General features: G+C 66.8%; 17 protein-coding genes. 7 read left to right on the forward strand and 10 right to left on the reverse strand.

From position 1 onward, the window contains the following. Positions 1–315: 315 nt before the first annotated feature. A complete protein-coding gene (locus ACFQU4_RS14230; RefSeq protein ID WP_377492874.1) occupies positions 316–1,191 on the reverse strand; it encodes a helix-turn-helix domain-containing protein in 876 nt (291 codons plus the stop codon). Between the two features lie 127 nt (positions 1,192–1,318). On the opposite strand from ACFQU4_RS14230, the gene ACFQU4_RS14235 reads away from it, so the two are divergent. The 3 genes from ACFQU4_RS14235 to ACFQU4_RS14245 are packed head-to-tail and all read left to right on the forward strand — an operon-like array spanning position 1,319 to position 3,964. Next, complete coding sequence (locus ACFQU4_RS14235) at positions 1,319–2,299, forward strand: aldo/keto reductase (RefSeq protein ID WP_377492876.1); 981 nt, start codon at positions 1,319–1,321, stop codon at positions 2,297–2,299. Positions 2,300–2,327: 28 nt separating this feature from the next. Continuing rightward, on the forward strand, positions 2,328–3,314 hold the full coding sequence (locus tag ACFQU4_RS14240; protein ID WP_377492878.1) for an aldo/keto reductase: 987 nt from the start codon (positions 2,328–2,330) through the stop codon (positions 3,312–3,314). Positions 3,315–3,325: 11 nt separating this feature from the next. After that, complete coding sequence (locus tag ACFQU4_RS14245; protein WP_377492880.1) at positions 3,326–3,964, forward strand: flavodoxin; 639 nt, start codon at positions 3,326–3,328, stop codon at positions 3,962–3,964. A 302-nt stretch (positions 3,965–4,266) separates the two neighbouring features. On the opposite strand, the gene ACFQU4_RS14250 is transcribed toward ACFQU4_RS14245, so the two are convergent. Next, entirely contained in the window at positions 4,267–4,584 is a 318-nt protein-coding gene (locus tag ACFQU4_RS14250) for a MerR family transcriptional regulator (RefSeq protein WP_377492882.1), read from the reverse strand. A gap of 646 nt (positions 4,585–5,230) precedes the next feature. After that, entirely contained in the window at positions 5,231–5,971 is a 741-nt protein-coding gene (locus tag ACFQU4_RS14255) for an ANTAR domain-containing protein (protein ID WP_377492884.1), read from the reverse strand. A gap of 197 nt (positions 5,972–6,168) precedes the next feature. Here ACFQU4_RS14255 and ACFQU4_RS14260 point away from each other — a divergent pair, with 197 nt between their 5' ends. The 3 genes from ACFQU4_RS14260 to ACFQU4_RS14270 all read left to right on the forward strand — a co-directional run bounded on the left by ACFQU4_RS14260 (position 6,169) and on the right by ACFQU4_RS14270 (position 9,791). Continuing rightward, entirely contained in the window at positions 6,169–6,303 is a 135-nt protein-coding gene (locus tag ACFQU4_RS14260; RefSeq protein WP_377492886.1) for a hypothetical protein, read from the forward strand. 530 nt (positions 6,304–6,833) lie between these two features. Continuing rightward, positions 6,834–7,469, forward strand: coding sequence for a DUF5994 family protein (locus tag ACFQU4_RS14265; protein ID WP_377492887.1), 636 nt, complete (start codon positions 6,834–6,836; stop codon positions 7,467–7,469). 1,785 nt (positions 7,470–9,254) lie between these two features. After that, positions 9,255–9,791 (forward strand): DinB family protein, encoded by a 537-nt coding sequence (locus ACFQU4_RS14270; RefSeq protein ID WP_377492889.1) that lies wholly within the window; start codon positions 9,255–9,257, stop codon positions 9,789–9,791. Positions 9,792–9,831: 40 nt separating this feature from the next. Here the strand turns inward: ACFQU4_RS14270 and ACFQU4_RS14275 are convergent, their stop codons facing one another. The 7 genes from ACFQU4_RS14275 to ACFQU4_RS14305 form a co-directional block, all read right to left on the reverse strand. Then, positions 9,832–10,074, reverse strand: coding sequence for a hypothetical protein (locus ACFQU4_RS14275; protein WP_377492891.1), 243 nt, complete (start codon positions 10,072–10,074; stop codon positions 9,832–9,834). A 65-nt stretch (positions 10,075–10,139) separates the two neighbouring features. Then, complete coding sequence (locus ACFQU4_RS14280; RefSeq protein ID WP_377492893.1) at positions 10,140–12,221, reverse strand: PhoX family protein; 2,082 nt, start codon at positions 12,219–12,221, stop codon at positions 10,140–10,142. A 151-nt stretch (positions 12,222–12,372) separates the two neighbouring features. Beyond that, positions 12,373–13,203, reverse strand: a complete 831-nt coding sequence (locus tag ACFQU4_RS14285; protein ID WP_377492895.1) for a TSUP family transporter — start codon at positions 13,201–13,203, stop codon at positions 12,373–12,375. Between the two features lie 18 nt (positions 13,204–13,221). Further along, a complete protein-coding gene (locus ACFQU4_RS14290) occupies positions 13,222–13,635 on the reverse strand; it encodes an arsenate reductase ArsC (RefSeq protein WP_377492897.1) in 414 nt (137 codons plus the stop codon). After that, the gene (locus ACFQU4_RS14295; protein WP_377492899.1) at positions 13,635–14,270 is read right to left on the reverse strand and encodes an arsenate reductase ArsC; all 636 of its coding nucleotides are present in this window, start codon (positions 14,268–14,270) and stop codon (positions 13,635–13,637) included. The genes ACFQU4_RS14290 and ACFQU4_RS14295 overlap by 1 nt, the downstream gene beginning before the upstream one ends. After that, positions 14,267–15,373, reverse strand: a complete 1,107-nt coding sequence (gene arsB, locus ACFQU4_RS14300; RefSeq protein WP_377492901.1) for an ACR3 family arsenite efflux transporter — start codon at positions 15,371–15,373, stop codon at positions 14,267–14,269. Before arsB ends, ACFQU4_RS14295 begins: the two co-directional genes overlap by 4 nt. Continuing rightward, the gene (locus ACFQU4_RS14305; protein ID WP_377492903.1) at positions 15,370–15,678 is read right to left on the reverse strand and encodes an ArsR/SmtB family transcription factor; all 309 of its coding nucleotides are present in this window, start codon (positions 15,676–15,678) and stop codon (positions 15,370–15,372) included. Before ACFQU4_RS14305 ends, arsB begins: the two co-directional genes overlap by 4 nt. Positions 15,679–15,776: 98 nt before the next feature. Here ACFQU4_RS14305 and ACFQU4_RS14310 point away from each other — a divergent pair, with 98 nt between their 5' ends. Continuing rightward, on the forward strand, positions 15,777–16,127 hold the full coding sequence (locus ACFQU4_RS14310; RefSeq protein ID WP_377492905.1) for an ArsR/SmtB family transcription factor: 351 nt from the start codon (positions 15,777–15,779) through the stop codon (positions 16,125–16,127). Positions 16,128–16,130 lie beyond the last annotated feature (3 nt).

A 16,130-nucleotide genomic window follows, 5' to 3' on the forward strand; every position in this document is an offset into this window, starting at 1 on the left:
ACAGCTGACCCCGTCTCGGCTCACAGAACTTCACCGCCCGGAGGTCAACGATGCCCCAGCAAGGTTTGAGCCGACGTTCCCTGATCCACACCGCAGCAGCCGTCGGAGCCGGCGCCGCGATCACCGCGGTTACCAGACACGATTTCATGGACAGGACCCTGGACAGAGCCGGCCGGCCCGCACAAGATTCGAACACTCGCCAGGAATCACAAATCCACAACTCGAGACCACCTGCACGTCATCCGACCAGGCCCAGGAGGCCGGGATGAGTCTGCGGTCGAGTTGAGGCAGGGTGTCCTGCGCTTCGCCGCCGATCTACTCGGCTGGACTCTCGCGTGAGTTGACGCTGGTGGCCGCCCAGGTCGCGAGGAGATGGAGTTGATCTTCGGCGGGTGAACCGGGGGCGGCGGTGTAGGCGATAAGGACGAGGCCATCGGCGGGGAGTTCGAGGGCGTTGCCGGTGAGTTCGATGTCACCGACGGCGCGGTTGTGGAGGAGTTTGCGGGTGGTGCGGTGCAGGCGGACGTTCTGGGTGGCCCAGCGGGTGACGAAATCGTCGCTGCGGGTGGAGAGTTCGCCGACGAGGTCGCTGAGGGCGCGATTGCGGGGGTCGCGGCCGGCTTGGGTGCGGAGGGCGGCAGCGAGGTCGTCGGCGACGGATTCCCATTCGAGGTAGACGTCGCGGGCGCGGGGGTCGAGGAACAGGAACCGGGCCAGGTTCAGCGGGAGTTTGTCGTTGTCGAGGGCGCCGCCGTAGAGGGCTTGGCAGAGCGGGTTGGCGGCGAGGATGTCCATGGTTTCAGTGCGGACGTAGGCGGGGATGCCGGTCAGCCCGGCGAGGATCGAGGTGACGGCTGGCCGTAGTTCGCTTCGCTGGGGCCGCGCCGGCCGACGAGCTGCGGCTGGTTCGTGGGATGCGCGGGCGAGGTCGAGGAGGTGTTGGTACTCGGCTTCGTCGAGCCGCAACGCTCGGGCGACGGCCTCGAGGACAGCGTCGGAGGCACCGGCGAGGTGGCCGCGTTCGAGCCGGGCGTAGTAGTCGACGCTGACCCCGGCGAGAAGTGCGACTTCTTCGCGGCGGAGGCCGTTGACGCGGCGGCGGTCGCCGAAGGCCGGGAGGCCGACTTGTTCTGGGGTCAGCCGGGCTCGGCGGCTGGTCAGGAACTCCTGGATGTCGCTGCGGCGGTCCACGTTTCCGACGGTACGGGCTCCACCGCCCGAGAAGACAGGTTCTGCCAGTACATGGCTCAGCAGTCACTGGTTCCGCCCGTGGCCGACGCGTTTGATGGACGACACATCGAACAGAAGGGCACTACAGATGCAACAGGTACGACTCGGATCGTCGGGGCTGAAGGTCAGCCGGATCGCGCTGGGCTGTATGAGTTTCGGTGACGGCTCCCGGATGCCGTGGGCGTTGGGGGACGAGGCCGGCGAGCCGATCTTCAGGCAGGCGATCGAGCTGGGCATCACGTTCTGGGACACCGCCAACATCTACGGCCACGGCAGCTCGGAGGAGATCGTCGGCCGCGCGCTGCGGAAGTACACCAGCCGAGACGACATCGTGCTGGCCACCAAACTGTTCCAGCCGATGCACGACGGCCCCGGCGGTGGCGGACTGTCCCGGCGGGCCGTGATGGAGCAGATCGACGCCTCACTGCGCCGGCTTCAAACGGACTACATCGACCTGTACCAGATTCACCGGTTCGACCCGGCCACGCCGATCGAGGAGACGATGGAGGCGCTGCACGACGTCGTGAAGGCGGGCAAGGTCCGCTATCTCGGCGCTTCGTCGATGTGGGCCTGGCAGTTCGCGTCGATGCAGCACGCCGCCGACCTCGGTGGCTGGACCCGGTTCGTGACCATGCAGGACCAGTACAGCCTGCTGCACCGCGAAGAGGAGCGGGAGATGTTCGGCCTGCTCGCCCACCAGGGCGTCGGGTCACTGCCCTGGAGCCCGCTCGCCGCGGGCCGACTGGCCCGGCCGTGGGGCGAGACCGGCACCGAACGATCGGCCAAGAACCCAGACGTCGACATGTACGGGACGCCGCTGTTCCTGGACAGCGACCCGGCGATCGTCGACACCGTGCAACAGATTGCGGAAGCTCGGGGTGTGTCGATGGCGCAGGTCGCGCTGGCTTGGGTGCTGCACAACCCGGTCGTGACCGCGCCGATCATCGGATCGACGAAGCCTCATCACCTCACCGACGCTGTGGCGGCGCTGGACATCGTCCTGACCGAGGACGAGCTGACCGCACTGGAGCAGCACTATGTTCCGCGCCGCCCGACCTACTTCCGCTGACGTTTCGTTACCTGCAAGGACATTGATCATGATCACCAGAACACTCGGCGCCAGTGGGCTCGAGGTCTCCGCGCTCGGGCTGGGCTGCATGGGACTCAGTCACGGCTTCGGCCAACCCGTCGATGATGATCACGGCATCGCGCTGATCCGTGACGCCGCCGACCGCGGTGTCACGTTCTTCGACACCGCCCAGGTCTACGGGCCGTACACCAACGAGGAACTCGTCGGGAAGGCCCTCGCCCCAGTCCGAGACCAGGTCGTGATCGCCACCAAGTTCGGCTTCGGCATCCAACCCGGCCAACCGAACACACTCGACAGCCGTCCCGACCACATCCGCGAAACGGTCGACGCGTCACTACAACGGCTCGGCGTCGAGAAGATCGACCTGCTCTACCAGCACCGCGTCGACCCCGACATTCCGATGGAGGAAGTCGCCGGCACCGTCAAGGACCTGATCACCGCGGGCAAGGTCGACCACTTCGGCCTCTCCGAAGCCGGCGTCGAGGCGATCCGCCGCGCCCACGCCGTCCAACCCGTCACCGCGCTGCAAAGCGAGTACTCACTGTGGTGGCGCGAACCCGAAGCCGAGATCCTGCCCACTCTCGCCGAACTCGGCATCGGGCTCGTCCCGTTCAGCCCACTGGGCAAAGGATTCCTCACCGGCGCCGTCAGCACTGACTCGACGTTCGAGGCCGGCGATGTCAGGGGCCGGCTGCCGCGGTTCGGTCGGCCGGAGCCGCAGGCCGACCGCCGCCTGGTCGACCTGGTCACCGAGATCGGGGCGCGCCACCAGGCCACCGCCGCACAGGTCGCACTCGCCTGGCTGCTCGCCCGTCACGACTGGATCGTGCCCATCCCCGGCACCACCAAGCTCCACCGGCTCGCCGAGAACACCGCAGCAGCCGACCTCCACCTCACCGCCGACGAACTCGCCCAGATCACCGCCGCCTCCGACCAAGTCGACAACACCGGCGACCGCTACCCGGCCGCCATGCAGGCCTGGATCAACCGCTGAATTCCGCCCCGATGACCGCACCCCTGCCGCGCCGCACCCTCCTGCTCGGCGGCCTCGCTCTCGGCGCCGCCAGCTGCACCCGCACCGAGCCCGACGACCAGACGCCTTCGCCATCCGCCGGCCGGTCTGGGCGGGTGCTGCTGGCCTACTTCTCCCGAGCCGGGGAGAACTACTACAACGGTGACCGCCGCAACCTGACCGTCGGCAACACCGAGGTCCTCGCCACCATGATCAGCGAGCAGATCGACTGCGATACCTACCGCATCGAGGCCACCGACCCGTACCCCGACAGTTACGACGCCACCGTACAACGCAACACCACCGAACAAGACGCTGACGCCCGGCCCGCGATCGCCAACCCGCTCGCCTCGATCACTGACTACGACCACGTCCTGCTCGGCAGCCCGATCTGGAACCAACGACCACCGATGATCATGACCACCTTCACCGAAGCCCACGACTTCACCGGCCTCACCGTCCACCCCTTCGTCACCTACGCCGTCAGCGGACTCGGCAGCACCGAACGCGTCTACACCGACACCTGCACCGGAGCCCGCATCAACCCCGGCCTCGCCATCCAAGGCGAAGAAGCTGGCGACCACCCCACAGACGTCGAGGATTGGCTCCGCAGATCCAACCTCATCTCCTGACCGCTGAACCCCTCGAACGTGATCGGATACCAGGACATCAACTCCACGTCGGCGGTCGGTCTGCAGGTGATCAGTCTGGTCTGCTGTCGTGCTTCGCCGGGTTGTGCCGGCCGCGGCGGGTCCATCGATTGCGTGATCTGCCATGATCGGACGGCGCCGAGGGGGTGTGTCGGACGAAGATCACGAGTTGCTGACCCTGCGGGAGGCGGCCCGGGGGCACCGAGCCGCCCTTCTCCATCCCGTACCCAGATCGATCGGCCGCAGACCAACCCGCTCACGGCGAGTGGTCTCGCATGCAGGGACTAGTCGGGTGTGGATTGCTGGTCGTTGATCCGGCGGGCTTCGGCGAGTTGGTCCTCGAGGATGATGATGCGGCAGGCGGCGTCGAGGGCGGTGCCCTGGTCGACGAGTTCGCGGGCGCGGGCGGCGAGCCGGAGCTGGTAGCGGGAGTAGCGGCGGTGTCCGCCCTGGGACCGTTGCGGGACGATCAGTTTCGCCTCGTCCAGGCTGCGCAGGAAGGCGGGCGTGGTGCCGAGCAGTTCCGCGGCGCGGCCCATGGTGTAGGCGGGGTAGTCCTCGTCATCGAGGTTGGACGGGCCGGGATCCGGCGTCGTGCTCATACAGGCTCCATCTGAGGGCGGATGCGCGCCCCCTTTCCACGCGAAAGGGCCCCCGGGTGCCTTCTGGCACCCGGGGGTCTCTGTCAGGAATTTCCCATTCCCGGCCGTGAGGCCGGGCCTGTGCTTGGACAGCGCATGGAAGCTGTCACTCCTACGGGGACTGCACACTGCGTAACTGGTGACCACCTCCTTCCGCGACGGGAACATCCCGCCCGCCGCGCGTTCCGCTGGCGGGCGCCGGCGTGTTCCTGTCCTGCCTTTCGCAACCAACAAACGAAATCTCCCGGCTGGCCGGCGACAGTTACTGCTCGGGGTGTCTCCGACCAGCCGGGGCCCTACCTACGCTCGCCGGGGCTTCGAGCGACCTTCGACCAACAGGCCCCGACGGTGTAGTCCTGCGTTCCTTCACACTCTTCAGACCTTGGACAGATCGGTAGTCTGTCCGCCTCAGCTCCACTAATCGACTCTTTCGACTCCAGAAACGCTACTCATTCCGAGTATGGATGTCTACATCCGACACTAGAGATTTCTGAGGCTGTCCGCGACGGCCAGAGGTCGTCAGCGTCGACGCTTAGCGCGGAAGCCGACGGGCGCCGTGTGGGCTCCCCGGATGGTCCTCAAATGTGAGTGACCCTGCCCTCGGCGGTCACGGTCTCGGCTGGGTGATGGTGGCTGGGTCGAGTTGTCCGGTGGCGATCTGGGTGGCCAGGTCTGTGAGGAGGTGGTGGCCGGCGCGGGCGTGGTCTCGGAGCAGTTTGAATGCCTGGTCCATGTCCAGGCCGGCGTGCTGGGCCAGGACGCCCTTGGCCTGCTCGATCGCGATCCGGCTGTTCAGCGCGGTCTGCAGCTGGATCGCGAGCCGTTCACCGGCCTCGGTGGCCTGGTGCTGCAAGAGGGCAATCGTCGCGACGTCGGCCATGGCCTGACCGACCTGGATCGCGTCTCCGGACAGCAGAGTCCCTGGTCGCTGGAACAGGTTGAGCGCTCCGATCGTGCGGTCGCGCAGTCGTAGCGGAAGAGCGTAGATCGGGCCGAACCCGACGGCCCGGAGCTGCACGGCCAGGACCGGCCACCGCGCCGCCTGCTCCGCCAGAGTCGGCGCCGCGATCGGTGTGCCGGACCGGTAGCAGTCCAGACACGGGCCCTGCTGGTTCTGCAACTCGAACAGCTCCAGCAGCCGGGTCCGCTCCGACGATGCCGCCATCACCCGCAGCCGGCCGCGGGGATCGGCCAGCATCAGCCCGGCCGCGGCCACGTCCAGCACTTCGACCGAACTTGAAACCAGCACGTCCAGAAGGTCAACGACATCGAACTCGCCGACCAGATTGTCGGCCAACCGAACGAACAAACGTCCGAGCTGGACCTCGCGGGAATCGATCATGCTCATCTCACTGCCCTCTTCGTCACAGTCATCATCTCGCAACGCCGGCTCCCGGTCGATCACCGGACGCACCGCCTCGATCAACGGCTGATCGTTTCGATTCGGGGCAGGAGACGTGACCTCGGCAGGTAGTCCATAGGCGTCGCTCCGCCGGGATGTTGCGGTCGACCTCTGGGTGCGCGAGGGGCGCCTACGATGGCCTCATGGGAACAGCGACCAAGATCATCATTGCTGTTCTGCTCGTCGCCTCGGCCGTTGTGCTCGTCGTCCTCATCGCTGATCCCGGACCTGCAGAACTCCGAGCCGCCGACTCGGCCTGGCTCGAATGCGTTGACTGATGCCTGAGGCGGGCCTAGGTTGAGGGCACGGCATCCACGATGACGGGTGCCCGTTAGTGGTCCTGGACCCCGACCGACGTCGTCCCTAGCCATCTTTCAAAAGCTGGGGGACGCGCGATCCGGCGAATGTCGGGGGGCTTCCGGGTCGCGCGTTCCTCGCACCGTTTGTTTGACCGAGCACCCCGCGCTCGGTCGTACCACGCCGTCACCGTTGACGGGGTGGATCTGGACCCCCGATTCTCTGGACCTCAACGGCCGGTGCCTCTGGGGACGCGGCGAAGCTCGTAAGACCCTACGGACCCACCGTTTGGTCAATCCACGGCCGAGCTACCCGTCCGCCAACCAGAGGCCTCGGCCAGACCCGACTCGGCAGCCCGCTGTGGACCGGTCGCGTTGGGGCCGCGGCGTAGACTTGGGGTAGTTCCGGAATCGACGGCATCCCGGTTTGAGATGCCAGCCATACCGGCCCCGTTGAGGGCGGACACGATGGCACGACAGCCGGCTTCACAGGTCTCCGGCGTCTCCTCCCGATGTCGACGACCGGCCGTCACTGGCTCGATGGTCAGGTCCAGGTCGTACGCGATCGTCCGTCCTCTTCAGGAGGAACTCCCATGACCAATGACCGTGACCGCAACCTGGTCACCACAGCTGTCGCCGAGCCGTCGACTCCGCGGCTCCGGCTACGGAACACGACCAGCCCCAGCAGCGCGTTGGACGGCGGTTGGTGGCCGCGCTCGACGAACCCGGTCGCCGAACTGCCCGGCCTGATCCTGGCACTGGACAAGATCCACGGCCCGGTACAGCGGATGGTGCTCCACCGCGCCGATTGGACCCACCGACCTCGGCGCCTCGGGCTGGACGGCCGAGTCATCCGGCTGGCCTACTTCGACAGCCACCCATCAGGCCTGGTGACGGCATTCAGCTCGACCTTCCTGAGCGGCCGGACCGACCTCTTGGTCGTGCCCGCCACGACCCGGCGTGACATCGCCACCGCCGCAATGAACGCCGCCGCAGACCAGGGCAACCGCCTCCGGGCCCGGCAAATCCTGACCTACCTGACCGACACGATCGAACAATCCGGCGTGCCCGGCGCCGAAGGCGACTGGGAGAACGAAGGCGGCAGCCGGCCAACACCCCTGCCCCAGATGATCTCCAGCACGGGATGACCCGAGACCACCGACCAAACGCCGCGTCCGCATTTGATCATGAAACGGCCCGAGTCAGTGAGCCACCACCGACCTGAGCCTAGGAGCCCGGCACCCGCTCGCAGCAAGGCCCGGATCCATAGAAAACAAGCCTAACCAAGGCGGAGGAAACCCGGACCGAGGACCGCGACCTCGTGACCGCGGTCCTCGGTTGACCGGCGTCCGTTCACAGTTCCCGACACAGGTGTCGGAGTGCTGGCCGGAGAGAACGCTCGGGGTTCGTCCCCTCTGGCAAGCACCACCGACGCAACTGCAGGCCACGTTCGCAGTACCAGACCTGCAAAGAAGGTCAACGCGCCGGAAGTAGGGACTTTCGACCGGTGCCAACCCCACCCCGCGATCCCTACCGTGAGAGGGCGCGACTGCAACTCATCTCCCGAGTCTGTGCGCCGAACCGGAAGTCCCTCGAAGACTCCCGGCTCACCCATCACGTTGAAGGGCCGCACCCGCTAGTGCGGCCCTTCAACATTTCTGGAGCTTCCAACCGGCCCGCCGTTCGAGCGACACTTCTCCCCCACCGCCGGCCCAGCTGCGCCAGCGACGCGCAGGCCCGGTACTCAACGATCACCTGATCCCAATCGACCGCGTCCACAACCGGCCTCAGCTGGGCTGATGTTCCGGAACGCTCCACGCCCAAATCTTCCAGCCAGTCCCTTCGTGGCCGCCTGATCGCGCCTCGGCGCACTCATCGGCCACACCGTCAACCTGATCCAACTCCCCCGGCACCATGAACGTCAGCTGGCATCCGGGCCACCTGATCGGCCCGGTCACCGACATGATTACACGTGACCGTTTTGAGCAACTCCGCCGATCGGCTAGCACCACAGAATTCCCTTGTATCCAAGGGACTCACAGGGTGGGCCCCGTGGGACTCGAACCCACAACCCGCGGATTAAAAGGGCGCAGCACGCCACTGACTCCCATGTTTCTGAGCCTCAGGAGTCGACACCAGTTCGCCCCGCGTGGTCTCCCGTAGCCACGTGTTGACTCCATTTCGCACCACGAATGATTACACGGCCGGGAAGCGTGAGCCTTAGGTTCGAGACCCCAGCTCCAGGAGGTCGAGCGCACCAGTGAGGCTGCTTACACGGCCCGCCCGAGCACGGGCATCGGATCGTCGTCGATCGACGGGGATCGCGCGAAGGCCGGCATGCCTGGAGTTGCTCGGCCTGCGCGCGGCGCTCCTCGGCGGTACTGGTGCTCTTGATCTTCTTCGGCATTGCGATCACTCCTCTGCTCGGTGGCCATTGGGTGGCGGCAGCCCCTGTCTTTGGGGGCCCGCCGACTGCTGCCGCATGCCGGCCCGGTAGAGGCTCGAAGGTCAATCAGGGTCCGTGACGTTCTCGATCTGGCGGACAAGGAAATGAGCGGAGCTTGCGGAGCGCCGACGCCCGTCAGGCGAGAACGTCACGGACCCTGATTGAGGTTGGAGGGACCGGGCTGGCACCAGGCCACCGAACCCGGCCAGGCGCTCTCTTTCCGTCCCCAGGGTCGTACTCGCGCGGCGGCTGAGCTCAGCCACATCGAGGTCGCATCGTGCACCGGAGTCTTCGGCGCCCTGATCTGTCTCGACTGCGCGGCCATGATCACGTAGGCACCTCGCAGCAGTCTCTATGTCCTCTTCTGCGGGCGGATGGCTACCTCCCGGTTCACGGGCGCCCCGCTCGGGCGGATAAGGGAGTGCGGCATTTCACAACCGGGGTACCAGTTCACGTGTTCTGGAGCTACGTTCGACAAGGAGGCGCCATGGATCGCAACGAACTCATCGCGGAGATGGAACGTGTTCAAGATGACTTCGCGCGGATGGTGACCCGGGCTTCAGCTGTCGATCTGAAACGGCGCAGCAGCGGCACCCGGTGGACGAACCGAGAGTTGCTCTTCCACATGGTCTTCGGCTACCTCATCGTGCGGACCCTGATGCCTCTGGTCCGGGTCCTGGGCCGACTGGGCTGGAGCCGGAGGTTCGCCATCACCCTGGACGCTGCCCGACGACCCTTCCACGCCATCAACTTCTTCGGCTCCTGGGCCGGCGGACACGTCGTACCACCGAAGGGCATGATCAACTTGTTGCGGCGCACACTGCGGGCCATTGAGCGCCGGCTCGACCGCGAGACCGAGGCGAGCCTTGCCCTGACTATGCACTTCCCGCCCAGCTGGGACCCGTACTTCCGTCCCACCATGACCGTCCGCGACGTCTATCGCTACGGGACCGAGCATTATGATCATCACCGCGAGCAGCTGACTCTCCCCAGAGCGGCACCTGAGTGCAGCGCGTGGGGCTAGGTCGAAATGATCAAGCCGCGCCAGGGGGCTTCTCGCGGCCTCACGAGCGCGCCCCCGTGAGGACGGCTGCACGAAGCGTGGCCGCCGCCGACTCGCCGGTCCGCGTCAGCCACGGTTCACCGTCGAGATCGAACGCGACCAGTCCTCGCAGGACCAACGTGACGAGGGTCCATTCCGTCGGATCGCCGTCGAGCAGCCAAGGCCCGAGGCGGCCGAGGAGTGGGTCGGGCGCGAGCTGCTGGTCCCGCACGGCCAGCAGGACTCGCGCCTGGCGCGACGTCAACGGTCGGCCGCGCCTCAACCTCCACCAAACCATAGATTTCAGTCTATATTTTGGCGGCGGGTTGCCTAGACCCCCAGGTCGCGGCCGTCGGGTCGCCAGGCGACCACCACGGCGGGCCGGGCGAAGCTGCCGTTGGGCCAGTTCGATGCGGGTTGATCGACGGTGGCGCCGTCGATCTCGCCGGGGTGCTGGACCGAGACGACCACGCTCTTGTTGTCATCCAGAACATAGGCGGACGCCTGCTCGGCACCGGGCGGCACGGACAGGAACTGCTTCACGTGGCCGCGCTCCGACCCCTCCAGCGACACGGCAAACAGGCCGTCGTTGTAGTTCTCTCCGCCGGAGTCGGTCAGCGCGTTTCCGTCGGTGGAGATCCAGAGGTTGCCGTGGGCGTCGAAGTCCAGGTTGTCCGGGCAGGAGATCGGCGAGACCTTCGACTTGTCGTAGCCCGCGAAGTACGTCGACGGGTCTTCCGGATCGCCACAGACGATGGGCAGGCTCCAGGTGAAGGTCTCCGCGGCGGCATCGTCACCGTCCTCGATCAGCTCGAGGATCTGGCCGTGCTTGTTACCCGTCCGAGGGTTCGCCTCGTCGACGGCCGGCTGGCCCGCCGCTCCACGGCGCGAGTTGTTGGTCAGCGCGACGTAGACCCGGCCATTGTTGGGGTGCACCTCGATGTCTTCCGGCCGGTCCATTTTGGTGGCTCCGGCCTTGTCGGCCGCGATCCGGGTGTGCACGAGGACCTCGTCGATCGACATGCCTTCGATCATGGACCGAGTGCCCCGGGTCAGCGGGATCCAGCGCCCGGTGCCGTTGAAGGCGCCGTCGTCTGGGATCGCGCCGGAGCCGTCGATCTCGTCCGCGCTGGTGAAACCGAGCTGGGCGACATAGAGGGTGCCGAGCTCCAGCAGGCTGCGGTTGTGCCGGCGGTCGGTGGCGGAACTGCCCTTGCGCAGCTTCCGGTCCGAGACGAACTTGTACATGTAGTCGAAGCGCTCGTCGTCACCCATGTACGCCGCGACCCGGCCATCCTTGGCCACGGTGAGCGCCGCGCCTTCGTGCTTGAACCGGCCGAGTGCCGTGTGCTTCTGCGGCGTCGAGTCCGGATCGTACGGATCGATCTCCATGATCCAGCCGAAGCGGTTGGCCTCGTTGGGGTTCTTGGCAAGATCAAATCGTTCGTCGGCCTTGTCCCAGTGCCGACTCCCGTCCGGATAGCGTGCTGAGGTGTTGATGCCGTAGCGGGCCAGGGCCGGCTTGACGGTCGCCGGTGCGCCGTCGCCGCCGACGAAGTACTGATTGAAGTTCTCTTCCCCGGACAGCACGGTCCCCCACGGAGTGATGCCACCGGAGCAGTTGTTGAGCGAGCCCAGCACCCGGCGGCCGTGCGGATCGGCAGCGGTTCGCAGCAGCGGCGAGCCCGCGGCCGGGCCGGTGAACTCCATCGGGGTTTCTGCTGTCGTCCGTCGGTTGTAGCGCCGCGAGCCCTTGCGGACCAGCCGCCATTCGCCGGAACCGCGGACCCGCTCGACCTCGACCACGCTCAGGCCATGGGCGGCCAGGGCCACGTTCGTCTGCTCGACCGTCGCAGTGGCGCCGTCGACGTACCCACGGAACATCAGTTCCTCGTTGGTGTACTCGTGGTTCACGACCAGCAGGCCGCGGTCGCCGCGTCGGTCCAGCGGTACGACGACGAGGAAGTCGTTGTTGTAGCCGAACTGCTTCCGCTGTGCCTCGGCGGTCTGGCGGTCGACATCGAACCGCGGCGCGCCGGGCAGGATCGGATCGCCCCATTGCACGAGGACCGAATGGTCGTAGCCGTTCGGCACGATCACCGCATCGAGCCGATTCGGCGGTACGGGCTTGAAGCTCAGCCCCGGAGCCGTGGCCGGCTTCGCGGCAGCCGGCTCCGGCGTACCCAGGACGCCGGCGCCGGCCGCGCCGACGACCATCGCGCCGATGGCAGCGGCCTTCAGCAGACCACGGCGGGACACCTCGGCTTGGACCAGATCGCCGAAGTACGGGTTGTCGGACTCGTTGGGGGCCGGATGCGCGCAGGCGTTGCCGCACCGGTACAAGCAGGTCATGGCGGTGCGGTTCGACCCGTGCAGCAGGGGCAGCAGGCGGCGATCGTTGACGGAGGTCATCGGTCGGTCCTCTCGGCTCGGTGGATTACCTGACAGCCGGACGATAATGTTTCGATAGACGCAGATCTATGGCCCCCGGTGTCTGATCGGCGACCTTCAGGTGAACATCCGGGAACAGGGTCGGCGCCGGTGAGCATGATCACCAATGTGGTCAATGTCGCCACAGCTTGACGGCGGAGATGATCAACAGCAGGGCGAGGGCCGGAATCAAGATCAGATTCGGTATCACCCCGAGGAGCATGGCACCGACGAGCGTGCCGACCACCGACCCAGCGGTCATGCTGATCATGAATCCGCGGTGCCGGGCCAGAACGGTGAACGCCTGATCCCGACTGTATCGGGCGATTGCCACCAGCATTGTCGGAAGAGAAACGGCGAGTGAGATGCTGCCGGCAACCTTGATGTCGAGGCCGTAGAGCAACACGATGGTGGGGATCAGGAGTTCGCCGCCCGCGACGCCCATGACAGCTGCGACAACGCCGATCCCGAATCCCGCAACGACTCCGAGCAACAGCTGGGCCACGGCCGGGAGCATCAAGCCGTGGGAGGCGCCGAAGTGAGTGAAGATCAGGGCGGCAGCCATCAGCACCAGCAGCCCGGCCAGAACACGATGCAACCTGGTCGCGGTCGCCCTGGCGGCCCAAGAGGCGCCGGCCCATGCCCCGATCAGGCTCCCGGCCAGCAGGTTGACGGCCACCGCCCAGTTCGGAGCCAATTCCGCGAAGGGGACTGCCATGAGTCGGGCCGGTAAAGCGGTGATGACCACGACCAGGCTCATCGCCTTGTTCATGATCACTGCCTGCAAGGCCGCGAACCCGAACAGCCCGATCAGGAACGGCAACCTGAACTCCGCCCCGCCGAGCCCGATCATGCCGCCCAGCAGCCCGACGGCCGCTCCGACCAGGAACGCCGCGAGGAGTGACTGCCGAAGGGAATCGAGCCATGATCGGGAGTCGCCGGTCGGCTGATCTTCCGGCGCCATCCGGAAACGCCGGCGGCGTCAGGTCACAACCGGTACGGAGAGTTCCCCGAGCAGCTTGATCACCCGGTTCTTGATCTCGTCCCGGATCGGCCGGACCGCCTCGATGCCCTGGCCGGCCGGGTCGTCCAGGACCCACTCCTCGTAGCGCTTGCCCGGATAGAACGGGCAGGTGTCGCCGCAGCCCATGGTGATCACCACGTCGGAAGTCTGTACGGCCTCGTCGGTGAGGATCTTCGGCCGTTCGGCCGTGATGTCGACACCTTCCTCGGCCATGGCCTGGACGGCGACGGGATTGATCTGGTCCGCGGGCTCGGAGCCGGCGGAGCGGACCTCGACGGCACCGCCGGAGAGCCGGCTCAGGTAGCCGGCCGCCATCTGGGACCGGCCCGCATTGTGGACGCAGACGAAGAGAACGGAGGGCTTGTCGGGCATCAAGATTCCTTCGGTTCAAGATCGAGTTCACGGAGCAAGGTGGACACACGCTGGGTGAGGTCGTCCCGGATCTCGCGGACGGCCTCGATCGACTGACCGTCGGGATCAGCGACCTCCCAATCAAGGTAGCGCTTGCCTGGATAGATCGGGCAGGCGTCCCCACAGCCCATGGTGACGATCACGTCGGCGGCGCGGACGACCTGATCCGTCAGCGGCTTCGGGTAGGCCTCGGTGAGCTGGATGCCCCGCTCGGCGAGGGCCTGGATGGCGACCGGGTTGACCACGCCGGTCGGCTCCGAACCGGCGGACCGGACATGCACCCGGCCGCCCGACAGGTGATCGGCGAGCGCGGCCGCCAGCTGCGACCGGCCGGCGTTGTGGACACAGATGAACAGCAGTTCGGGTACCTGTTTGGTCACCGCTCCGGTCGCCTGGGCCGCGGCCAGGAGTTGCTCCTTGGCGAACCGTGCGGTCAGGACCGGGAGGAAGGTATGGATCTTGGCGTTGGGCTCCAGCGCGAGGCGGGCGTCCTCGACGGCCTGCCGGATGGTCTCGGTCGAGAACACGCCCTCGTAGTCGTAGCTGAGGTCGTCGACGATGCCTTGATAGGCGGTACGGGTTTCGTGCTGACTCATGATCGTGCCTCCACAGTGGGATCCGTTGCCGGATCGGGGTTCGCAGGGGGAAAGCGGCGGCGCAGGGCGAGACTGACATAGACGAGCCCGACCAGGACCGGGACCTCGATGAGCGGGCCGACCACCCCGGCCAGGGCCTGACCGGAGGTGGCGCCGAAGGTGGCGATCGCGACGGCGATCGCGAGTTCGAAGTTGTTGCCGGCGGCGGTGAAGGCCAGCGTGGTGGTGCGTTCGTACGAGAGCCCGAGCAGCCGGCCGAGCAGGTAGCCGCCGCCCCACATCAGCGCGAAGTAGGCCAGCAGCGGCAGGGCGATCCGAGCCACGTCCAGGGGCTGGCTGGTGATCCGGTCACCCTGGAGCGCGAACAAGATCACGATCGTGAAGAGCAGCCCGTACAACGCCCAGGGCCCGATCTTGGGCAGGAACCGGTCCTCGTACCACGTCCGGCCCTTGGTGCGCTCGCCGATCACCCGGGACAGGAAGCCGGCCACCAGCGGCACCCCGAGGAAGATCAACACCGATTGTGCGATCTGCCACGGGCTGACGTCGAGCCTGGCCTGGTCCAGCCCGAGCCAGCCGGGAAGGACACTCAGGTAGAACCAGCCGAGCGCGGCGAAGGCAATCACCTGGAACACGGAGTTGATCGCGACCAGCACGGCCGCGGCTTCCCGGTCGCCACAGGCGAGGTCGTTCCAGATGATCACCATGGCGATGCAGCGGGCCAGCCCGACGATGATCAAGCCGGTCCGGTACTCCGGCAGGTCGGGCAGGAAGAGCCAGGCCAGCGCGAACATGAGCGCAGGCCCGATCAGCCAGTTCAGGACCAGCGAGGAGATCAGCAGCTTCCGGTCGCCGGTCACGGTGCGGACCCGGTCGTACCTGACCTTGGCGAGCACGGGATACATCATGATCAACAGCCCGAGCGCGATCGGCAGCGAGACCCCGTCCAGCTCCACCGCCCCGAGCCAACCACCGAGGCCCGGAACCAGCCGACCGGCGAGCAGGCCGACCACCATGGCCGCCACGATCCAGACCGGCAGCCAGCGATCGAGGGTCGACAGCTGGCGCAGCACCTGCGGCTGCTCCGACGTACGGGTGCTCATGCGCACTCCCGCCGATCGCCCGACGTCGCCCGGGCCCGGTCGGCAAGCGCCGCGATCCGGCTCGCCGTCCGGTCCAGCACCTCGGGCACAACGCGGTAGTACGTGTAGCGGCCGTAGGGCTCGGCCTCGACCAGCCCGGCCTCCCGCAGCACCTTGAGGTGGTGCGACACGGTCGGCTGCTTCGCGCCGGTGTCCTCCACCAGATGACAGGTACAGGCGGGCTGCTCGGCCAGCAGCTCGACGATCTGTTCCCGCAGTGGATCAGCCAGCAGCCTGATCACATCAACCTCGGCTGATATCAACATGTCTCGATAAGACACCGCGGGCACCACCGAAGTCAACTCGGGCCCGGTGAACACTCGGCCAACGACAAACTATAGACGGCGTTCGATACGATGGGTTCATGGTGGGGCCTCAGAACAAGCCGGCGGTGTCTCGGTTGCGTGCCGTGGTGTCGGACCCTGCGACGCTGCGACCGTTGGCGCGCGACGCCGCCGAGTCGCTGGCGCAGACGCTGCGGGTGGTGGCTGATCCGACCCGGCTGCAGTTGTTGAGCATGATCCAGGGCAGTTCCAGCCAGGAGGCGACGGTCGGCGACCTGGCCAACCATCTCGGATTGCGGCAGCCGACGATCACCCATCACCTGCGGCTCATGCACGAGGAGGGTCTGCTGCTGCGGGAGCAGCGCGGCCGCAATGTCTGGTACTCGATCGCGCCGGATCGCCGCAGCGCCATCGCCGATCTGCTCCGGTGACGC

The sequence above is a fragment of the Microlunatus sp. GCM10028923 genome (genome assembly GCF_042666975.1).
GTDB lineage: Bacteria > Actinomycetota > Actinomycetes > Propionibacteriales > Propionibacteriaceae > Microlunatus.